The organism is Ruegeria sp. G2 (genome assembly GCF_056533505.1).
In genome coordinates this window covers 247,022-263,556 of the sequence record NZ_JBQFON010000001.1, presented here as the reverse complement: position 1 = coordinate 263,556, position 16,535 = coordinate 247,022, and the positions used below count along the sequence as shown (strand labels likewise).

Annotated in this window: 19 protein-coding genes; 9 read left to right on the top strand and 10 right to left on the bottom strand. The window is 56.7% G+C overall.

The genetic code is table 11. The annotated features are described in order from the left end of the window. The first annotated feature begins 31 nt into the window (after positions 1-31). Positions 32-517, top strand: coding sequence for a DUF2244 domain-containing protein (locus ACR0DU_RS01305; RefSeq protein WP_170770412.1), 486 nt, complete (start codon positions 32-34; stop codon positions 515-517). On the opposite strand, the gene ACR0DU_RS01300 is transcribed toward ACR0DU_RS01305, so the two are convergent. After that, positions 518-1,000 (bottom strand): GatB/YqeY domain-containing protein, encoded by a 483-nt coding sequence (locus tag ACR0DU_RS01300; RefSeq protein ID WP_170539063.1) that lies wholly within the window; start codon positions 998-1,000, stop codon positions 518-520. A gap of 183 nt (positions 1,001-1,183) precedes the next feature. Here ACR0DU_RS01300 and carA point away from each other — a divergent pair, with 183 nt between their 5' ends. Next, positions 1,184-2,350, top strand: a complete 1,167-nt coding sequence (gene carA, locus ACR0DU_RS01295) for a glutamine-hydrolyzing carbamoyl-phosphate synthase small subunit (RefSeq protein WP_480872043.1) — start codon at positions 1,184-1,186, stop codon at positions 2,348-2,350. A 79-nt stretch (positions 2,351-2,429) separates the two neighbouring features. Further along, positions 2,430-4,334: a glycosyltransferase family 2 protein gene (locus ACR0DU_RS01290; RefSeq protein ID WP_480872042.1), complete on the top strand. Its 1,905-nt coding sequence runs from the start codon at positions 2,430-2,432 to the stop codon at positions 4,332-4,334. Here the strand turns inward: ACR0DU_RS01290 and ACR0DU_RS01285 are convergent. Next, on the bottom strand, positions 4,291-4,938 hold the full coding sequence (locus ACR0DU_RS01285) for a GntR family transcriptional regulator (protein ID WP_170469329.1): 648 nt from the start codon (positions 4,936-4,938) through the stop codon (positions 4,291-4,293). The genes ACR0DU_RS01290 and ACR0DU_RS01285 overlap by 44 nt on opposite strands. A 100-nt stretch (positions 4,939-5,038) precedes the next feature. On the opposite strand from ACR0DU_RS01285, the gene ACR0DU_RS01280 reads away from it, so the two are divergent. The 3 genes from ACR0DU_RS01280 to ACR0DU_RS01270 all read left to right on the top strand — a co-directional run bounded on the left by ACR0DU_RS01280 (position 5,039) and on the right by ACR0DU_RS01270 (position 7,288). Beyond that, entirely contained in the window at positions 5,039-5,683 is a 645-nt protein-coding gene (locus ACR0DU_RS01280) for a pyrimidine 5'-nucleotidase (protein ID WP_319546920.1), read from the top strand. A gap of 87 nt (positions 5,684-5,770) precedes the next feature. Continuing rightward, the gene (locus ACR0DU_RS01275; RefSeq protein ID WP_010439320.1) at positions 5,771-6,019 is read left to right on the top strand and encodes a hypothetical protein; all 249 of its coding nucleotides are present in this window, start codon (positions 5,771-5,773) and stop codon (positions 6,017-6,019) included. 72 nt (positions 6,020-6,091) lie between these two features. Next, positions 6,092-7,288, top strand: coding sequence for a UbiH/UbiF family hydroxylase (locus ACR0DU_RS01270; protein ID WP_480872039.1), 1,197 nt, complete (start codon positions 6,092-6,094; stop codon positions 7,286-7,288). Positions 7,289-7,320: 32 nt separating this feature from the next. On the opposite strand, the gene ACR0DU_RS01265 is transcribed toward ACR0DU_RS01270, so the two are convergent. Beyond that, a complete protein-coding gene (locus tag ACR0DU_RS01265; protein WP_480872736.1) occupies positions 7,321-8,448 on the bottom strand; it encodes an aminotransferase class V-fold PLP-dependent enzyme in 1,128 nt (375 codons plus the stop codon). Positions 8,449-8,679: 231 nt separating this feature from the next. On the opposite strand from ACR0DU_RS01265, the gene ACR0DU_RS01260 reads away from it, so the two are divergent. Then, positions 8,680-9,381, top strand: coding sequence for a GntR family transcriptional regulator (locus ACR0DU_RS01260; RefSeq protein ID WP_170469317.1), 702 nt, complete (start codon positions 8,680-8,682; stop codon positions 9,379-9,381). On the opposite strand, the gene ACR0DU_RS01255 is transcribed toward ACR0DU_RS01260, so the two are convergent. Both ACR0DU_RS01255 and ACR0DU_RS01250 read right to left on the bottom strand, forming a co-directional pair. Further along, positions 9,378-9,836, bottom strand: coding sequence for an Lrp/AsnC family transcriptional regulator (locus tag ACR0DU_RS01255; RefSeq protein ID WP_010439313.1), 459 nt, complete (start codon positions 9,834-9,836; stop codon positions 9,378-9,380). The two genes, ACR0DU_RS01260 and ACR0DU_RS01255, sit on opposite strands and share 4 nt — an antisense overlap. Beyond that, positions 9,833-10,288, bottom strand: a complete 456-nt coding sequence (locus tag ACR0DU_RS01250) for an Lrp/AsnC family transcriptional regulator (RefSeq protein WP_480872734.1) — start codon at positions 10,286-10,288, stop codon at positions 9,833-9,835. Before ACR0DU_RS01250 ends, ACR0DU_RS01255 begins: the two co-directional genes overlap by 4 nt. Positions 10,289-10,420: 132 nt before the next feature. On the opposite strand from ACR0DU_RS01250, the gene ilvC reads away from it, so the two are divergent. Then, positions 10,421-11,443 (top strand): ketol-acid reductoisomerase, encoded by a 1,023-nt coding sequence (ilvC, locus tag ACR0DU_RS01245; protein ID WP_170779055.1) that lies wholly within the window; start codon positions 10,421-10,423, stop codon positions 11,441-11,443. 45 nt (positions 11,444-11,488) lie between these two features. Here the strand turns inward: ilvC and ACR0DU_RS01240 are convergent, their stop codons facing one another. Together ACR0DU_RS01240 and ACR0DU_RS01235 are read right to left on the bottom strand one after the other, a co-directional pair. Beyond that, entirely contained in the window at positions 11,489-11,944 is a 456-nt protein-coding gene (locus tag ACR0DU_RS01240; protein ID WP_480872037.1) for an SRPBCC domain-containing protein, read from the bottom strand. Next, positions 11,941-12,252, bottom strand: a complete 312-nt coding sequence (locus ACR0DU_RS01235; protein ID WP_480872036.1) for an ArsR/SmtB family transcription factor — start codon at positions 12,250-12,252, stop codon at positions 11,941-11,943. The genes ACR0DU_RS01240 and ACR0DU_RS01235 overlap by 4 nt, the downstream gene beginning before the upstream one ends. A gap of 78 nt (positions 12,253-12,330) precedes the next feature. Between ACR0DU_RS01235 and ACR0DU_RS01230 the strand changes: the two genes are divergently transcribed. Continuing rightward, positions 12,331-13,233, top strand: coding sequence for a DMT family transporter (locus ACR0DU_RS01230; RefSeq protein ID WP_480872034.1), 903 nt, complete (start codon positions 12,331-12,333; stop codon positions 13,231-13,233). Here the strand turns inward: ACR0DU_RS01230 and glmM are convergent. From glmM to ACR0DU_RS01215, 3 genes are read right to left on the bottom strand one after another with little or no spacing between them, the layout of a single operon-like run. Beyond that, positions 13,230-14,573, bottom strand: coding sequence for a phosphoglucosamine mutase (glmM, locus tag ACR0DU_RS01225; RefSeq protein WP_480872033.1), 1,344 nt, complete (start codon positions 14,571-14,573; stop codon positions 13,230-13,232). The two genes, ACR0DU_RS01230 and glmM, sit on opposite strands and share 4 nt — an antisense overlap. A 32-nt stretch (positions 14,574-14,605) precedes the next feature. Next, the gene (folP, locus tag ACR0DU_RS01220) at positions 14,606-15,604 is read right to left on the bottom strand and encodes a dihydropteroate synthase (RefSeq protein WP_480872031.1); all 999 of its coding nucleotides are present in this window, start codon (positions 15,602-15,604) and stop codon (positions 14,606-14,608) included. Then, a complete protein-coding gene (locus ACR0DU_RS01215; protein WP_010439296.1) occupies positions 15,601-16,521 on the bottom strand; it encodes a dihydroneopterin aldolase in 921 nt (306 codons plus the stop codon). Before ACR0DU_RS01215 ends, folP begins: the two co-directional genes overlap by 4 nt. Between the last annotated feature and the right edge of the window lie 14 nt (positions 16,522-16,535).

Here is a 16,535-nt window from a genome sequence, read left to right as displayed (position 1 = left end):
ATTCAGGCAGTTGCTGCGCTAGGTTTCAACCATGCCTTATCGATGGACCAAGAATTCAGATACTGAGCAGGAGTTGCGCCTCTGGCCGCATAACTCCTTACCGCCGCGTGGCGCAATGGGGGTTGTTCTCGCGGTCTTTCTGTTCGGCCTGATTCCGCTGTTTGCGGTGCTGGGATCTGTTCTGCTGTGGGGCTTGCTGCCCTTCTTGTTGCTGACCGTACTAGGTCTCTGGCTGGCATTTGAGATGAACTATCGCGCACGCAGCGTGTTCGAGGTTCTCACGTTGGATAAAACGCAGGCGCGCCTCGTGCACCGCAATCCACGCAAAGACGATCTGGAATGGTCCTGCAATCGATATTGGGCGCGCCCCGAAATGCACGCGAGCGGTGGTCCGGTGCCCCATTACGTGACACTGGTCGGAGACGGCCGGGAGGTCGAAATTGGTGCATTCCTCACTGAAGAGGAACGGATCGCGCTGTTCGATGACTTAACCCGGAAACTGCGCGATTCTGCTTGATTAACCGCCGTTTGATGCGGCGCAAAGGTGATCTTTGACCATTGGCCCGACCTTGCCGAAATCCATCTGACCGGTATAGCGCGTTTTCAATTCGCCCATCACCTTGCCCATATCGCGGATTGACCCCGCGCCGGTGGCCGTGATGGCCGTCTGAATAGCTTTGCTGACCTCGTCATCATCCAGCTGCTTGGGCAGGAATTCCTCGATCACTTCGACTTCGCGCAGCTCACGCTCGGCCAAATCCAGGCGCCCACCCTCTTCATAGGCGCGCGCGCTTTCCTTGCGCTGCTTGGTCATTTTTCCAAGGATCTCAAGCACCTCGGCATCGCCACAGCCTTTGGCCTCTTCATTTACGGATGCGCGCGAAGCAATGTCACGATCCTTGATCGCGGCATTGATCAGGCGCAGCGTCGATAGGCGCTCGGCTTCTTTGTCTTTCATTGCTTGCTTCAGGGCGGCATTCACCCGTGATCGCATATCCATATGGTCTGTCCATCCCCATGGCAAAGGAACCTCGACCATATCGAAACAAAAAGGCGGGCACAACAGGGGCGATACTTTCCTAAGTTATTGATTTTAAACAATAGCCTAAAATTTGAACAGGCTTGACCCGACGCGCTAACCCCCTTAGGTATGCGTCCGTTTACCTTGCAGGAGAGTCGCGCCATGGCCCAGAACGCCCCGTCCAAGCCCACCGCATGTCTGGCATTGGCCGATGGAACGCTGTTCTACGGTATTGGCTTTGGCGCCACCGGCCAGACGGTGGCCGAGCTGTGCTTCAACACCGCCATGACCGGCTATCAGGAAATCATGACAGACCCCTCCTACGCGGGCCAGATCGTGACATTTACCTTCCCGCATATCGGTAATGTTGGCGTGAACCCGGAGGATGACGAAACTGGCGATCCAGTTGCCGCGGGTATGGTGGTCAAATGGGACCCGACCGGACCGTCAAACTGGCGCTCTGCCGAAGAGCTAAAAGCATGGCTGGCCCGTCGCGGCCGCATTGCGATTGGGGGCGTCGACACCCGCCGCCTGACTCGCGCTATCCGTCAGCAAGGTGCACCGCATGTAGCGCTGGCGCATGACCCCGAAGGTAACTTCGACATCGAAGCTTTGATCGCGGCTGCGCGCGGGTTTGCCGGACTTGAGGGCATGGATCTGGCTAAGGACGTTACCTGCGCACAAAGCTATCGTTGGGATGAGATGCGTTGGGCCTGGCCTGACGGCTACCAGCGACAGGAAGCTCCGTCACATAAGGTGGTCGCTATCGACTATGGTGCCAAGCGAAACATCCTGCGCTGCCTGGCATCGGCAGGCTGTGACGTGACCGTATTGCCTGCGACCGCGACAGCAGCAGAAGTTCTTGCCCATAAGCCCGACGGTGTTTTCCTGTCCAACGGCCCAGGCGACCCGGCGGCCACTGGTGAATACGCCGTGCCGATGATCAAGGAAGTGTTGGAAACCACTAACCTGCCGGTCTTTGGCATCTGCCTTGGCCATCAGATGCTCGCGCTGGCTTTGGGCGGGCAGACCGTCAAGATGAACCACGGCCACCACGGCGCGAACCATCCCGTCAAGGATATGGAAACCGGCAAGGTCGAAATCACCTCGATGAACCACGGCTTTGCCGTAGATGCTCAATCCCTGCCCGACGGCGTGATCGAGACGCATCGTTCATTGTTTGACGGCTCAAACTGCGGCATCCGCATGACGGGTCGCCCAGTCTATTCGGTGCAACATCACCCCGAAGCCTCACCCGGACCACAAGACAGTTTCTACCTGTTCGAACGTTTCGCCGCTGCAATGGCCGATCAAAAAACACAGGCCTAAGAGCGATTTAGTCGAGTTAACTCGGCGTTAACCCTGTTTGAGCAACCCTGCCGCCTGTGAAGCGCGGCAGGGTATTCTTATGGTTGAACTGAATCTGAAACGCCAGATACCGGCGGAACCGGTTCCCGGCCCCCATTCACGCAAACCTCTTGGGGCCTGCCTGCGGGATCAAGGGGTGATATCAGAGGCTCAGCTCCAACAAGCGTTGCAATTGCAAACCCGCCAGAATGCCCCGTTGGGGGAAATCCTTGTTGGTGAAGATTGGGCCAGTCGGGCCGAAGTTCTCTCTGCCTTGTCCGAACAAACAGGCTTGCAAATTGCCGATCTAGAACAATCTCCGCCTCCCGAAGAGCTTTGCGCGCTGAAACCATTGGAGTTTTGGCTAACCCACAACGTTCTGCCTTGGATGCGAGTTGGACCAATTCTGCTGATTGCAACGGCGCGGCCCGACCGGTTCGATACGGTTTCAAGTGCGTTAAGTGATACAGGCTATACGATCGTCCCGGTTCTAGCCGGGGCCGAACAGATTGATACCGCCATTGCGCGCCATTTTGCCGCCGATCTGACGGAGGCGGCTGAAACACGCGTCGATCCGCAACAAAGCTGTCGCAACTGGTCGGCAACGGCTCGGGCCAGACCTATCACGTTGGTCGTTTTGCTAATCATTTTATGCAGCTTATTCCCAATGCTGGGTCTCACTGCTCTGCTTTGGACAACGCTTGCGACATTGGCGTTGTTCCTCCTCCTTCGTGTCTCGGGGCTGATTGCCCATTTGACACTTCGAAACCCTCGTCTTGTCACAGCAGAACCGATCCGCCTGCCCTGTGTGTCGATACTGGTGCCGCTTTTCAAAGAAAAAGAAATCGCAGAAATCCTGATCGCCCGTCTGCGACGGCTGACTTACCCAAAGGCGCTGCTCGATATCATATTGGTGCTTGAAGAGCAGGATAAAGTCACCAAAGCTGCACTGAATAACATCGAGCTTCCCAGTTGGGTACGGGTACTTGAGGTGCCGACGCGGGGTAAACTAACGACCAAGCCTCGTGCGATGAACTATGCGCTGGATTTCTGCCGTGGGGATATATTGGGTGTCTGGGATGCCGAAGACGCCCCGATGCCAGATCAAATCGAATCCGTTGTCCGGCATTTTGCGGCCGCGCCCGAAGATGTTGTCTGCCTGCAAGGCGTCCTGGACTATTATAACCCGAGCACCAACTGGCGGTCGCGGTGCTTTACCATCGAATACAGCGGTTGGTTTCGGGTGATTCTCAGCGGCATCGCCCGATTGGGCCTTGTGGTTCCGCTGGGTGGCACCACATTCTTTTTTCGTCGAGACAAACTGGTCGAGCTGGGCGGATGGGATGCCCATAATGTTACTGAAGACGCAGATTTGGGCGTTCGTCTCTGCCGGGCTGGCTACAAGACTGAAATCGTCAGCACTGCCACCTATGAAGAGGCTAATTTTCGGGCCTGGCCCTGGGTCAAACAACGCTCGCGCTGGCTAAAGGGATTCATGGTTACATATCTGGTCCATATGCGCGCGCCGTTAAGGTTGCTGCGCGATCTGGGACCGCTCCGTTTTCTGGGCTTTCAGGCCTTTTTTCTTGGAACGCTCGGGCAGTTTCTACTTGCCCCGGTGTTATGGGTATTCTGGCTGACATTTCTCGATTTGCCGCACCCCTTTCAGCACATCACAACACCTGACTTTCTGCGAAACTGCATTTACTTATTGCTCGCTGCAGAGGCTGCAAATCTTTTGGTTGGCATGCTGGGCGTCATCGCGGGCAACAGGCGCTTTCTGCTGCCCTGGGTTCCGATGATGGTCCTCTATTTTCCACTGGGTGTTCTGGCGGCCTATAAGGGCTTATGGGAACTAGCGGTACGGCCATTCTTCTGGGACAAAACCCAGCACGGTCATGCGGTCGAGGAAAGCGAGGCTGCTATTTCTCGCGCCGGATCGCATCCTGTTTCAGCCGGGTCATGAACGCGACCGAGATATGGTCCTGCAGGGCTTGTTGGGCTCCTGCCTCATCACGGGCAGCAATCGCGTCGACGATGTTTTTGTGCTCATTCTGCGCGATTTCACCGCGCCCCTCAGCCGCAAGGGATGTAGTCGCCATCAACGCCATGGTCCTGTGCACCAGATCAAGCTGTTGCACCAGATAGCGATTGTGCGAGGCCAGATGAATCTGCTCGTGAAACCTGCGGTTAGCACGCGAAAGCGCAGACGGGTCATTCACCAGCGCATCATCGGCATCTACCATATCTTGAAGGACCCGGATTTCTTCTTCGGTCGCATGCTTGGCCGCCAGCCTTGCGGCGAGCCCCTCCAATTCACGTCGCACGACATATAGTTCTGCCATCTGATTGTGGTCCAGCGACGCCACGATCAGAGACCGCCCGTCCCGTTCCAGCAGCGATTGCGTCTCTAACCGCTGCAACGCTTCACGGATCGGTGTACGCGAAACGCCAAAACGCTCGGCCAGCTCGCTTTCCACCAACCGGTCGCCCGGCTTGTAGACGCCCACATCGATTGCTTCGAGTATCAGGCTATAGGCATCCGTATTGGACTGTTTGGATTGGGGCATCGGTTATTATGTCTCCTGGTTCGGACATGTCTAGCCGCCTCACACCCTGGCAATCAAGTGCGGCATTGAAAACCATCGTTCATCGCCCTAAACCCAAACCATGGTCAAACCTGCCTTTACTCACGTCACCCAATGGGTGTTCGACCTCGACAACACACTTTACCCACCGCATATGCGCCTGTTCGATCAGATTGAGGTGCTGATGACGGATTACGTGGTGCAAGCGATCGGCGTCGACCGCCCCGAGGCCGATCGGCTCCGTTCGCACTACTGGCGTGAATACGGCACCACGCTTGCCGGCCTGATGGCCGAACACGATCTGGACCCAGATCCCTATCTGCACGCAGTGCATCAGGTGGATATGAGCCATATGGAGCCTGACTCGACATTGGCCGATCACATTCGTGCGCTGCCGGGCCGCCGCATCGTCTATACCAATGGGTCAGCGCCTTACGCACAGCGTGTTTTGGCTGCACGTGGGCTGGATGGGCTATTCGATGCGATCTACGGAATTGAGCATGCGGGCTATCGCCCAAAACCGCAAAAGGCTGCATTCCAAGCCATCTTTGCTCAGGACGGAATCGAAGCCACACAAGCAGCCATGTTCGAGGATGATCCACGCAACCTGGCAGCGCCGCATGAGATGGGAATGCGTACCGTTCACGTCGCCCCTGATCCACACCATGCAGATCACATTCACCATCACACGGACGATCTGACCGGATTTCTGGGCCGCCTGCGATAGGCTGTCACACTGCGACGATCTGTGCGTTTCGCAGTCGCAGCATCAGCCCCATATGCAGCTCAGCGACGAACAGAATCGGAGATCCCAATGACTGCGCTCGATATCCCAGCGCGCCCGCCTTTGTGGCAGCGCCTGTTGTTTGCAATCCCGCTTTTTGGCTGGATGGCCCGGGATGTGGCCAATGCCGAGGCCGAAGACCTGTACTACTCGGCCGCAGCACTCGTCAGTATGTGGGGGTGTTCCATCCTTCTGTTCGGCCTGCCTGGCCTTTACATCCCTGCACTGATGATGGTGCCGACGATGTTCCTTGTCCTGATTTTGATCTCTCGCGGATAAGGCACGAGACAGGATGTCACTTGGCACCCACCTCGCAACAGCACTAGTGTCTGCGGCAACGGAGACATATTCATGACCGACAGCTGTGACATCCTGATTTCTGGCGGTGGAATCGCCGGATTGACCGCCGCCGCCGCCTTAGGTGCTGCCGGGTTTGACGTGATTTGCGTCGACCCTTCACCACCGATCACAGAACGCGACGTGGATGGCTCGGATCTGCGCACTACTGCCTTTTTGCAGCCCGCCCATGGGTTGCTAGAGCAATGTGGACTTTGGGCGCGTTTGGATGCACATGCTGCCCCTCTGCAGATCATGCGCATTGTGGACGCAGGCGGTGATGTACCCGAACCCCGCGTGGTACGCAATTTCAACGCCGCTGATATCTCGGATCAACCGTTCGGCTGGAACCTGCCCAACTGGCTGCTGCGGCGTGAGATGGTGGCACGGCTGGGGGAATTGCCAAACGTCGATTTCCGACCCGGTACTGCCACGATCAGCCTGTTCACCCGCACCAATGAAGCACGTGTTGGTCTGAGCGATGGCAGCCGCGTCCGCTGCAAACTTGTCATCGCCGCAGACGGACGAAACTCGCCGATGCGGGAAGCCGCCGGAATTAGCGTGCATACCACCCGCTACGGCCAGAAAGCTCTGGCCTTCGCCGTTACTCACCCAATCCCGCACGACAATGTTTCGACCGAAATCCATCGGTCCGGTGGACCCTTCACCTTGGTCCCCCTGCCCGATTGGCAGGGTCAGCCGTCGTCTGCGATTGTCTGGATGGAACGCGGCCCACGCGCGGTCGAATTGCTGAACCTCGGAGCCGAGACATTCGAGGCTGCGATGACTGAACGCTCCTGCGGGCTGTTCGGACCGCTGAAACTCGCTTCGCGCAGGACAATCTGGCCAATCATCAGCCAGTCGGCGGAACGTCTGGCTGGTGAACGCATTGCCCTGATGGCCGAAGCCGCACACGTGGTCCCCCCTATCGGCGCGCAGGGGCTGAACATGTCGCTCGGCGATCTTCGTAGTTTGATGGAACTAGCGCAGGCCCGGCCCGAAGGCTTGGGCGACGCACAAATGCTGGATGCCTATCATAAGGCCCGCCATACTGAGATCGGACTGCGCGTCAAAGGTATCGATCTGCTGAACCGCGCCTCGATGATCGAGGCGCGACCGCTGCGTGACGCAAGGGCGATGGGGCTAAATGCGCTCTATTCCTTACCAACAGTGCGGAAGACGCTGATGCAAATGGGCCTCGGCGTCCGCTGATCCGTCAGGCGGGCTTCTGCCCGCCTTGCCGGTTACAATACCTGATCCAAAACGCGTGTCAGGCGCGAAATCGTGCCGTCGACATCATAAAGTTTGTCCAAGCCAAACAGCCCCAGACGGAATGTGCTGAACCCAGCCGGTTCATCACATTGAAGCGGAACACCTGCCGCGATCTGCATGCCCAAAGCCGCGAACTTCTTACCGTTTTGAATCTCGGGGTCGGCAGTGTAACTGACGACCACTCCGGGCGCGCCAAATCCTTCGGCTGCCACCGACATCACGCCTTTATCCTTCAGATAAGCCCGTACGCCATCCCCCAGAGTCCACTGCGCCGCACGCAACTTTTCGAATCCATACTCACGTGTTTCAAGCATGGTATCGCGAAAGGCACGCAGAGAATCCGTGGGCATCGTGGCGTGATAGGCATGGCCGCCATTTTCATAGGCCTGCATGATCTGTCGCCATTTCTTCAGATCAATCGCAAAACTGTCAGATGTGGTTTCGGTCAACCGTGCTTCGGCCCGCTCGGACAGGATGACAAGACCGGCACAGGGCGTCGCACTCCACCCCTTTTGCGGAGCCGAAATCAGCACATCCACACCGGTTGCCTTCATATCGACCCAAGCACAGCCCGACGCGATGCAATCCAGTACCATAAGCGCACCCACCTCATGCGCGGCGGTTGCCATTGCGTTTACATAGTCATCAGGCAAAATCACCCCAGCAGAGGTTTCGACATGCGGGGCAAAAACGACATCCGGACGTTTCTCATGGATTGTCGAGACAACTTCTTCTATCGGAGCAGGTGCAAAGGGCGAAGGGCTGGCATTCCCGGTCTCTCGGGCTTTCAAAACCGTCGTCGAACCGGTCAACTCACCTGATTCTATGATCTGGCTCCAGCGATAGGAAAACCAGCCGTTGCGAACCACGAGAACATTTGCTCCGCGTGCAAATTGTCGCGCAACCGCTTCCATCCCGTACGTCCCGCCTCCAGGAACAATGGCGACACCTTCAGCATTGTATACCTCGCGCAACATATCAGAGATATCGCGCATAACCTGTTGAAAGTTTGCGGACATATGGTTGAGCGAGCGATCAGTAAATACGACCGAGAACTCTTCAAGGCCATTGGGATCAACGGTTCCAAGTAATGCAGGCATCATGCGTCCTTTCCTATCGCCACTTGTTTCTGCCTTTTCCTTGCCTCGGGGTAAAGCTTCAAAGCACCGAGATTGGTTGACCCTAAGTAACCCGCAACCTTAAGTTTTACTTTGAGATTTAACATGCAACAATTAGCAGAAATGACGCCAACTAGTGTCACCATCTCTTTACACCCTGACGTGTTTCTGACCAGATACACTCACTTTGAACAAGAATGGATTTTTTAGCTCGTGACTGCGCAAAAGCGGATCAATTTTCAGGTCGTCCGGGACGAAGTTAAACGGCGGATTGAATCACGTATTTGGCCACAGGGCTCACTTCTGCCCACCGAAACCCAACTTGCGGAAGAATTCAATTGCGCCCGCGCTACAGTCAACCGGGCGTTGCGGGAGCTTGCAGAACAGGGCTTTGTCGAGCGTAAGCGCAAAAGCGGGACACGGGTTAAAAAAGAGCCGCGCAAACAAGCCAAACTTGAGATTTCGCTGGCACGTCAGGCAGTTGAGAATCAGAACTCGGCCTATCGCTACGCACTGGTGGAACGTAAGGTGGTCTACAGCCCCGGCTGGCTGACCTCTCAATTGAATGTCGAGCCGGATGCGCGTGTCTTGCATGTGATTTGTATGCACTATGCTGACAATCGTCCCTTCCAGCTTGAAGAGCGCTGGATCAATATTGAAGCCGTTCCCGAGGTTGAACACGCCGATCTGAACAAAAGCGGCCCTCATGAATGGTTGCTGAACGCAGCACCTTTTACCGAAGCTGAGATCGCCTTTTGCGCCATCTCTGCAGATGGGCGCTTAGCTGATTTCATGGGCACCACGACTGGGACATCGATGATCCAGCTCGAGCGGACCACATGGAAAAACGGCCGCCCCATGACTTTTGCCCGCATGACCCATCATCCGGGATTTCGAATCCGCTCAAAGTACTAACCAATCGGTCCTGGAAGGCGCTCTTCGCTTAGCAATACGTTGGCCTCGACTTCCCCGGCCCCGGGCAGAGTCATAACGCGTCTCCGCAAGACTCTTTCGAAATCAGCCAGGTCCCGCGCCACAACCCGCAAGCGATAATCGTAGAGCCCTAGCACATGCTCGACCGTCTGCACTTCTGGAATGGCACTGACGGCGCGTTCAAAATCCTCAAGGCTAACCTGACCTTTTCGCGCTAGTTTCACGCCCAAAAACACCGTTACCCCGAACCCGAGCGCTTCGGCGTTCAGCCGCAATCGTCGACCTTTGATCACACCCGCATCTTCCAGCCGCTTAATTCGGCGCCAGGTGGCGGGCTGAGACAACCCGAATTTGCGCCCCAATGCGCCTGCGCTTTGGGTGGCATCCTGCCTCAAAGCGCGCAAAATCCTTCGATCGATTTCGTCCAATTCGATCATATCGGCAATGCCTCATCTTGTTTGAGTCGGGCAATGTGCATCAAGGCCTCAATATCTGCGATATGCGGCAGTGTCAGGATTCGATCCCGATAGACCTCTTGGTAGTGGCTCATGTCCTGCGCCAGGACTGAAAGGCGCACATCGACTCGCCCCAGAAAGGTCTGAAGTTCGATCACCTCGGCCACTTCACGGGCAGCCTCGGTAAATTCATCAAAGGCCCGTGCCTGCGTCTTGTCCAAGGTCACGCGCAGCGACACCTCTACCGCATATCCCAGAGCGGTCCAATCGATTACCGCCTCATGCCCTTCGATGATACCCGCCGCCTGCATCTTTTCGATCCGTCGCCCGCAAACTCCCTGCGTGCTGCGGCAACGTTCGGCCAATTCCGCACCGGACAAGCTCGGCTCGGCCTGCAGATGGCGTAATATTCGGCGATCCAGATCATCTAACATGAATTTCATAAGAATAGCATTTTTCAAGAATGGACAAGGCATTTATTCTTGATTTTCCAAGGATAGAGCCATCGCTATCCTTGGAAATACAAAGTAAAAACCACCACAATCGAAACAGAAAGGACCGGCAAAATGCGCGTCTATTACGATCGCGATTGCGACATCAACCTGATCAAAGACAAGAAAGTGGCCATTCTGGGCTACGGCTCGCAAGGTCACGCCCACGCTCTGAACCTACGTGACTCGGGCGCCAAGAACCTTGTCGTAGCGCTGCGCGAAGGTTCGCCTTCAGCGAAGAAAGCCGAAGCGGAAGGTTTGGAAGTGATGGGCATCGCTGAAGCCGCCGCTTGGTGCGACGTCATCATGTTCACCATGCCCGACGAACTGCAGGCCGAGACGTACAAGAAATACGTGCATGACAACATCAAGCCCGGTGCCGCCATCGCATTTGCCCACGGCCTGAACGTGCATTTCGGCCTGATCGAGCCAAAAGAGGGCGTCGACGTCATCATGATGGCCCCCAAAGGCCCCGGCCACACCGTGCGCGGCGAATACACCAAAGGCGGCGGCGTGCCCTGCCTGGTGGCGGTTCACAGCGACGCGACCGGTAAAGCGCTGGAAATCGGCCTGTCCTACTGCTCGGCCATCGGCGGCGGTCGTTCCGGCATCATCGAAACCAACTTCCGCGAAGAATGCGAAACCGACCTGTTCGGCGAGCAGGCCGTTCTGTGCGGTGGTCTGGTCGAACTGATCCGCTGCGGCTTTGAAACCTTGGTCGAAGCCGGTTACGCGCCCGAGATGGCCTATTTCGAGTGTCTGCACGAGGTGAAGCTGATCGTTGACCTGATCTATGAAGGCGGCATCGCCAACATGGATTACTCGATCTCGAACACGGCCGAATACGGCCAGTACGTCACCGGCCCGCGTATCCTGAAATACGACGAGACCAAAGCACGAATGAAAGAGGTTCTGAACGACATCCAGCAGGGCAAATTCGTTCGTGACTTCATGCTGGAAAACGCCGTTGGTCAGCCGACCATCAAAGCGGCCCGCCGCGCCAATGACGAGCACATGATCGAAGAAACCGGTGCCAAACTGCGTGGTATGATGCCTTGGATCTCGGCCGGTAAAATGGTCGACAAAGAAAAGAACTAGGCCTGACGTCTGTTAGTGAAAGGGCGGCCCATGTGGCCGCCCTTTTCATTTGCTCACCGCATCGGCAAAACAGGTCGCAAATACATAATCCCAGCCACTGTTATAGCCATCTCGCTTGGTTTGCGCCTCAGCGGCCCAGACCTCCCAACCAGAATGGGTCAACGTAACTTTGGTTTGTCCCTGCCCATGTTCCTCGAACTTCACCTCGACGCGGGTCTGTTTGTCTGGATCAGTGCCCGGATGCCAGCTCATAGCAAAGTGGCGACCGACCTCATAATCCAGAACCTCCCCCCATTTGGCCCGTGCGCCATCATGCATCACTTCATAGACTGCGCCGCCAACTTCAGTTTCAATCACGACACCCAAAGCCGCCTTGCCCGCCCCTGCTGATACCGCGTGCCGGTTCAGTGGCCACCATGATGCTGTGCGCTTGACGAATATGTCGAAAGCCTGTTGTGGCGCTGCATTTACAACTACAGTTTTGATGATTGGATCCGTCATATGTCCTGCCCCCCTTCATTTACCTCAATTGCGAAGCTTTCCAGAACATCAGACCAGTAGCGCTCTAACCACGCCCGCATTTCATTCAGCCCGCCGGGCCGCGCCGCATAAATCCGTCGGGTGCCTTCAGCGCGGCATTCGACCAAACCGGCGTCGGAAAGCACTTTCAGATGCTGGGATACTGCAGGGCGACTAACGGGCAATTCACCTGCCAGTTCACCTACTGCACGGGGCCTGTCAGCTACCGCTTCGAACACCTGCCGACGGGTCGGATCACCTAGTGCATAGAACGTATCTTGGTAAGTCATGACTAACGGTAAGCATATACTTACATAAAGTCAAGATCGCATCGTGACACCGACCTGATCGCAGGATAAGGGGATGGAATGGTTCAACAACCCGACCACCGCGACTGGAGCGGCATCGCAGCACTCGGCCTCATCTGGGGGGCCACTTTCATGGTCGTGGCCATAGCTCTTGAAGGCTATGGCCCCATTACTGTAGCCACCGCGCGCACAACTCTGGGCGCGGTCACACTGCTGCTGTTGATGCGGATCACACGGCGCAAAATGCCCGCGATGAGTGCTCAACTTTGGTGGTTCGTCACTGTTATCGGAGTGCTTTCTACTGCCCTGCCCTTTGTGTTGCTGAGTTGGGGCCAACAATATGTGCCATCGGCCTTTGCGGGCCTGTCGATGGCCGCAGTTCCACTCATGGTGCTGCCATTGGCACATTTCTTTTCGGATGAGCCTATGAACCTGCGCCGCTTGGTTGGGGTGTCGCTGGGATTTTCCGGTGCGCTTGTTCTGATCGGCCCCGGCCTAGCACAGCTGGGCCAAGGGGCCGAGCCACTGGCCCAGCTTGCCTGTATCGGCGCGGCATTCTGCTATGCCAGTTCATCCGTTATCACACGCCGTTGTCCGCCAATTGACCCGATAACGTTGTCTGCACTGACACTGGTCGTTGGCGCAGTGATCTTATTGCCGATCATGCTGATGACTGAAGGAACACCCACATGGAAAGGCACACGCTCAGGACTTGCCATCATAATTCTGGGGCTGATACCAACAGCCTTCGCCACACTGCTTCGCGTGTCGATCATCCGTAGCGCCGGATCGGTTTTTATGACCTTGGTGAATTATCAGGTGCCCATCTGGTCAATGGTATTCGGAGCGTGGATTCTGTCCGAGGCTTTGCCTCTGCGCTTCTACATCGCTCTACTCATGATTCTAAGCGGTTTGGCGATCAGCCAATGGTTCAGCCTGCGCAAAATGCTGATCGGGCGTTAGCCAGTGGCGGCCTCGACCTCGGCCACAATCCCATCAACAACCTGGTTCAGCAGGACGGAATCTTCGCATTCAGCCATGACCCGAATCAAAGGTTCGGTTCCCGATTTGCGGATCAACAGGCGTCCCTGACCGTTCAGGCGTGCTTCGGCGTCGGAAATAGCACTTTGGACGCTGGCGGCCTCAAGCGGCGCCTGACCGGCACCAAAACGCACATTTTTCAGCAGTTGCGGCACCGTTTCAAACTGGCGCGACAGTTCCGAGGCCTTCTTTCCGGTCTGTACCATCTCGGCCAGAAAATGGAGCCCTGCCATAAGCCCGTCGCCGGTTGTGGCATAATCACTCATAACAATATGGCCCGATTGTTCACCGCCCAGATTGAAGCCACCTTCGCGCATCCGTTCGACTACATACCGGTCACCAACGGCAGTGCGTTCCAACCGCAGCCCTTGGCCCGCCAGATACCGTTCCAGCCCGAGGTTTGACATCACCGTCGCCACCAGTGCGCCACCTTTGAGCTGATCAGCGCGGGACCACGAGGAAGCCAAAAGGGCCATCAGCTGATCCCCATCAGCTACGGTGCCGGTTTCGTCGATCACAACCACCCGGTCGGCGTCACCATCCAGACAGATGCCGACATCGGCGCCATGCGACACCACGGTCTCGGCCGCAACGCGGGGCTGTGTCGAGCCGCAATCGAGGTTGATATTCTTGCCGTCAGGTGCAGTCCCAACCGGGATCACATCCGCACCCAGCTCCCACAGAACCTCGGGCGCTGTCCGATGCGCCGCCCCATTTGCGCAGTCGATCACGACCTTCAGCCCGCCCAGCCGCAGATCGCGCGGCAACGAGGATTTCACCCGCTCTCCGTAACGAAAGCGCGCATCATCGACCCGACGCGCACGGCCGATATTCTGTGCCTGCGCGGGGCTTACGCCTTCTTCGATCAGCCGTTCGATCTCAATCTCTGCCTGATCAGACAATTTGAAGCCATCTGGCCCAAAAAACTTGATACCATTGTCGATCGCCGGATTGTGGCTGGCCGAGATCATCACGCCCAAATCTGCACGCATCGAACGAGTCATCAACCCGACTGCGGGCGTCGGCACCGGCCCCAGCAACAGCACATTCATGCCCGTAGAGGTCAGGCCCGCCGTCAACGCGTTTTCCAGCATATAGCCAGACAGCCTTGTGTCCTTACCAATGACCACCCGATGCACGCCTGACGCATCCCGGCGAAAATACCGACCCACAGCAGCACCGATACGCAATGCCATTTCCGCCGTCATCGGGTGCGTGTTGGCGGTGCCCCGCACTCCGTCGGTTCCAAACAGCTTGCGCATAAGTCGTTCTCCTGAAATTCCTTGTGTCCGAATTACCGGACGGCGGCCCATAGACGCAAGGCCTGAGCCGTCTCGGCCACGTCATGTACCCGCACAATCTGCACGCCCTGTGATATTCCCGCCAGAGCAACCGCGATTGATCCCGGCGCGCGGGCATCCTTGCGCGACTCTTTGCCGATCTCGCCAATGAACCCTTTGCGCGAAACGCCTAACAGGATTGGGCAGCCCAACCCGTGGAACAGGCTGAGATTACGCAAAAGGGTTAGGTTGTGATCTGTGTTTTTGCCAAACCCGATGCCGGGATCGACGATAATCAGATCGCGGTTCAGGCCCTGCCCTACCAATTCAGTGATTTGCCCATCTAGGAAATCGTAAACGTCCAATAAAACGTCGTCATATTGCGGGTCATCCTGCATCGTGGCCGGATCACCCTGCATATGCATTACGCAGACCGGAGCCTCGATCTGTGCGCAAAATGGCGCAAGTTGCGGGTCGAAAGTGAACCCCGACACGTCATTGATCAGCCCTGCGCCTGCCTGATACGCGGCTCTGGCAACGCTGGCTTTACGAGTATCGATCGAGATCAACGCATCGGTTTCGGAGCGGATCGCCTCGATCAGGGGGCGCGTACGCGCAATTTCTTCGTCCTCCGGCACGAAATCAGCTCCGGGGCGTGTGGACTCGCCGCCGATGTCCAGAATGCTTGCACCATGCGCCACCATCTCGACTGCAGCGGTGCGCGCTGTGTCAACCGAGTTATGCACCCCTCCATCCGAGAAGCTATCGGGCGTTGCGTTCAGAATGCCCATGATCTGAGGCTGCGCCATATCAAGCCCGGCGACTGTTGAACGCGCGCGCGTCAACGAATCCAGATATTCCGGAGGAATATCAACGACATTCACGATCTTCCTGACGTTGTTCCGCTCGATCTTTTCGGCCTGCGTAAACCACAGATTCTGACCGGCCAGAGGTACTGAACCCTGAGGACGCAAGGAGCCGTGCTGAACCAATGGTCGATAATAGACAGTCACAGTTGCGCCTGTTCGACCGGAACTGCACGCAACGGCGTTTTAGGGGCCTCGGGCAGGTCTCCGCCGATCACCAGCATTTCGCTGGCTTCAAATGTTGCCGCGAACCACGCAGCCAGCGCCACTGCATCCGACGGTGCCGCAGACGGGCCATCTACCGCATCCAACACTACTTTCGACGGTGCCCAAACGCATATCTGACCGTTTTTCATCGCCCAATCCAACTCGGTCCGTGTCGAGACGACTACGCAACGGAAATCCCTTGCGGCCAACACCCAGGCGTTCTGCTCGATCGCCAGCAGATCAATCCTGCGTTGCGTCATGGCATGGCCGGTCTGCGGCACCGCCAGATCAGAGGCACCAACACACAAGATCAGCGGGCGCTGACGGTTCTCGAGCTGATCGATCCAGCCAGTCAGATTTTCGGATTCAATCGCGGCATTTGACAGGAAAACAAGCCGCGGATGAGGCCGCTCTTCTTCGGTCACGTCGTGATGCACCGCATCCTTTCCGCGGACGATCTCGACCCCCAGCGCACCGGGGCCGCGATCCAATTTTTCAATTCGAACAAAAGCTCTTACGGCCTGAGGCTCATGCAAAATTCGCTCAGCCACGCGGTCAGCCAGTGTTTCTAGAAGATTCAACCGCTCAGCCGCCAATTCGAACGCGATCGCTTCGGTTACTCTGTCATAAGACAGAATGCGATCCACATCATCATCAATAGGATCGCTCAACGGACGCACTTCAACGACGATGTTGAAACAGATACGTTGGGTTGTGCCGCGTTCAGCCTGGAAGGCACCGATCTCAACTTCGACAATGTGATCCCGCAAAGAAATACGATCCAAAGGACCGCGAGGTGCGGTTGCCTCGGACCGCTCAGAGGGATGCGCGAAGGCAAGGCGGATTTCAGAGCTCATACGTCGGACCTTTT